Source organism: Microcystis sp. LEGE 08355, from assembly GCF_015207185.1.
Classification (GTDB): domain Bacteria; phylum Cyanobacteriota; class Cyanobacteriia; order Cyanobacteriales; family Microcystaceae; genus Microcystis; species Microcystis panniformis.
The window spans coordinates 1-3,452 of record NZ_JADEXI010000496.1 but is presented as its reverse complement, the minus strand read 5'-3'; the positions used below and the strand labels follow the sequence as shown (position 1 = coordinate 3,452).

2 protein-coding genes and 1 pseudogene are annotated in these 3,452 nt (G+C 45.5%); all 3 read right to left on the bottom strand.

The window, feature by feature from the left end:
* Positions 1-172: 172 nt before the first annotated feature.
* The 3 genes and pseudogenes from IQ242_RS19945 to IQ242_RS19935 all read right to left on the bottom strand — a co-directional run bounded on the left by IQ242_RS19945 (position 173) and on the right by IQ242_RS19935 (position 3,411).
* Complete coding sequence (locus tag IQ242_RS19945) at positions 173-823, bottom strand: hypothetical protein (protein ID WP_193961159.1); 651 nt, start codon at positions 821-823, stop codon at positions 173-175.
* Positions 824-2,007: 1,184 nt separating this feature from the next.
* Positions 2,008-2,898 carry a hypothetical protein gene (locus IQ242_RS19940; protein ID WP_149985413.1) on the bottom strand — a complete coding sequence of 297 codons (891 nt, stop codon included), beginning with the start codon at positions 2,896-2,898 and terminating at the stop codon, positions 2,008-2,010.
* A gap of 10 nt (positions 2,899-2,908) precedes the next feature.
* Positions 2,909-3,411: pseudogene (locus tag IQ242_RS19935) on the bottom strand (hypothetical protein).
* Between the last annotated feature and the right edge of the window lie 41 nt (positions 3,412-3,452).

Genomic DNA, 3,452 nt, shown 5'->3' with positions numbered 1-3,452 from the left:
GGTTGGATATGCGGGGCTAAAGATAAAAAATAAACTGTTGCTGCTGTCCTTAACGACAAATTCCCAAGTAAAAAAGCCCTAAATCATTGGGGTTTGGAGATAGGAAAATTTTGCATTGGTCTTAATCGTAAGATCGCCAATTTCGATCATATCAGGTTGGGGACAGGAAAATTTATCGGGTTTGTTCGATCGCTCCGGGTTGTGCGGGCATTTCACTCACTGCTTTTTGATAGCCAAAGTAAGCACCTATAATAATTCCAGCACCAAAACCGATCGCTAGGTAAGGCAAAATTATACTGAGGGGAAAAGGGGAGTGTCTCCGATGAGATGGGGAAAATCGCTCACCAGTGGCCACAATATTCTCAGCAGCTTCAGTGAACTCCTCCGGTTTCTCTAGGGCTTTTTCTTCGGTTGTTTCAGAGTCTTCCAAAGCTTCTGGGGCATCTTCTCGGTCATTTTCGGCGATTTCTGCGGTTATTATCGGCAAAGAGTTTAATTTGGTGACACGATTGACGATTAAATCATCTTGACTCAGGGTTATAGATTCTTGCCAAGCGGGGATATCGGATGCCTCGGTCATACCGTAAACGATCACTTGTTCTAATCCATCGATGCCCAAGCTTTTGATTTCTGCCGACAAAAAAGGTAATAACTTGTGTTGATTAGGTATATTTTTGGATTGAACTTTTAGAGTCAGGACATTTTCTTGCGAGGTGGCTTCAACAACCTCTATTTTTCTGGTTAAGAGACTTTGGTTAAGTAGGGCGATAATTGCGGCTGGCTCTTGCTGTTTAGCGGCATGGATAAGTTGTGCCTGATTCATGGCCTTGAGGGACTAAGGAGGGGATATTATACTAAATCCTTAGGAGAGTGGGCAGTGGGTTTTTAAAGTGGGATTAGGGGTTGATTATACCATTAAGCAGTCGGACATAAATTCTGTCATCTGTCTTAAGAAATGTAATTCTGGCAATTCTTGCTGACGACCGACTTGAAAGAGGGTGTAGGGTGTGGTGCGATTCGTTGGCTAGAAACTAGACAGTAAGACGTTTAGAGGATTAGCCGCTTGGTAAATGTAGTACCTTGATAACTTTATAACCTTACAGGTGCGGGTTAGTAATAACCTTAGTCCTGTCCTCTAGATGCCTAGAGTGACGGCATTTCCTGCTGCTTTAGACTTGGTACATCTGAGGTAGTGAGCGAGGAAAAAAAGCGGTATCTGATAGCCTAAATCAGAAACCCGTTGAGCCAGAACCTATGGATAGCCCTGGGGCGAAGATACGAATTAACCATCGTCAACACCCACGAGCCAAAAGGCTGACAGGCTCGAAACAAAAGTTAACAGAGTTGGGGCTGATAGCTCATACCACTATCAGTAAGGCATTCCCGTTACTCTGTTGTGGACAGTATCATCAAATACTGTTCAACCAATGGTTATAGGGAACGAAGTAACCCTGATTGACTCTGCCCGTTCGGGGCAGTAGGAAACCATCCGCAAGTCAATAGAGGGAGAGGATGTCCTTAAAAGCCAAGGCTTTGAGTAATATCAAAGATATGCTAACAAAGGGCGGGTAACTAGGAAGTCTAAGCAACAATCAACGGTCATATACGCCCTAAAACCAACAATCTTGTCTGGTGGGGATACAGCCAAGAGAGTTGAATAGACAAGGAAACAATAATTCCCATTATTATTCTACTAATGACAGTAGCCTAGTTACTCAGGAGCCGGATACGGCGAAAGTCGTAAGTCCGGTTTTGAAGCAGGGGGTGGGAAGGCGACTTCCTGCTCTACTGTAACGGGTGTAGGGAAGGAAACCTCACACCCCACACCCTGCCCCCACGAAAAACTTTTTGCCGCAAACCCTAAGTAGGGAGGCACAATTATTTGTAGGATGGGTTAGCGGTAGCGTAACCCATGCGGGCGTTGGGTTTCATGCTTCAACCGTTCGGCAAAAGCTCACGGCCGAAGCCCAACCTACGTTCATCTTATATTTAATTCCACCCACCCACTTAAATTTCCGCCACGGCTCTTTCGATTAAACGACGAGCCAGGGTTTGAATGCCAGTATGTTCATAGTAATTAGTCGTCATATCGAGGAATGCACCGACATATACCAATTTATCGGCAGAAAAGTCGATAAATCCCTGAATTTTGCTCAATAATCCCTGCTGGCTCAAACTGCGCTCGCTGACAAAACCACTCATCCAACCTTTAGTGGAGTCGAAACTTTGACCGATAAAGTCTAATTTTCTGGCAGTATTTCCCCCCGGAATCAATTCTTTAATACTGCCGAAAGTAGAGTTAGATTCTAATTCTTCCGGGGTGAGAATGCTGAGGCCCGATTCCACTTTCCGGATAAAACTGCCCCCCAGGGGAATTAAACCATCCAAACAAACTAACGCCGCCATCCGCATCAGGGATTCGCCGCTATAATCTCCCAGAGAAGCGACGAAATCATCGATACTATCGCCCGGAATGCCATTAATTTGACAAAAAGCGACTAATTCGGTCACTAATTTCAAGGTTAGATCGATGGTTTGCGCTTTTTCGGGGGCAGGGGTTAATTTTTCGATTAAACCGCCCATGAGGGGAATTTTACCACCGACGGCATTAGCAAGAGAGGCGGCGGCTAGGGCATTATCGGCGCTGTCGATGGTTTGGTAGAGCCAGAGCGCCCGTTGATAGCCCTGGGATTTATCATTAAACAACCAAACGGCTCGATCGCCAATCTGTTGGATCATGCTTTCGTCGGTTTCGCCGGTGACTTTGATAATCGTATTTTTAAACCCGACTAGGTTATCCCACTGTCCCGGCACTACATAATCAAGGGTTTTGAGAACTTTGACGGTGAGATTATTCGTCGGTAATTCGTCCACCAGTTCAAAAATTGGCTTACTCACGGATGTCTCCTTACTTTAATTTTGCTAGACCATCTAAATCGAACTTAGCTAACCAAGCTTGGCGATCGCTGGAAGAAAAATCGGCCTCCCGCGATAAAACCTTGACTTGATAGCGATTATTGACTAAAACGGCGCTGGCGGTTGCACCCTGTTCCACAGAGGGAAAACCTTTGATTGTGGTTTGACTGTCTTGGAATTTATTGGCCGCGGCGGGATTATTGCTGATGTCAGATATGGCTAACATAGCCACAACTTTGCCATCTTGCTTCAGTTTTGCCTCAGCAAAGCCTTTTTTCTCCTGGGTATAGACGCGCTCGTATCCTCCCCAGAAGGCGGGAAAAACCGATTAAAACTGCCGCCAGAGGTGGATTCTTTCACCACTGCCGCCGCCCCGCGAGCGGTACTTTCCTGTTGCGCTTGGTCAAATTGCGAGGGAGCTTTAGCACAGGAAGTTACTAGCAAAAGTACCGCTAATACCCCTGCTATCAAGATTTTGCCCAATCGAAAGTTCATAGTTATCTTAATTAAAACTTGCTCAAGTTTGTTTGTAGTAT

What these genes read in the sequence shown, in the direction of transcription:
- IQ242_RS19945 (WP_193961159.1), bottom strand. Translation starts at nt 823, where the DNA reads ATGAATCAGGCACAACTTATCCATGCCGCTAAACAGCAAGAGCCAGCC.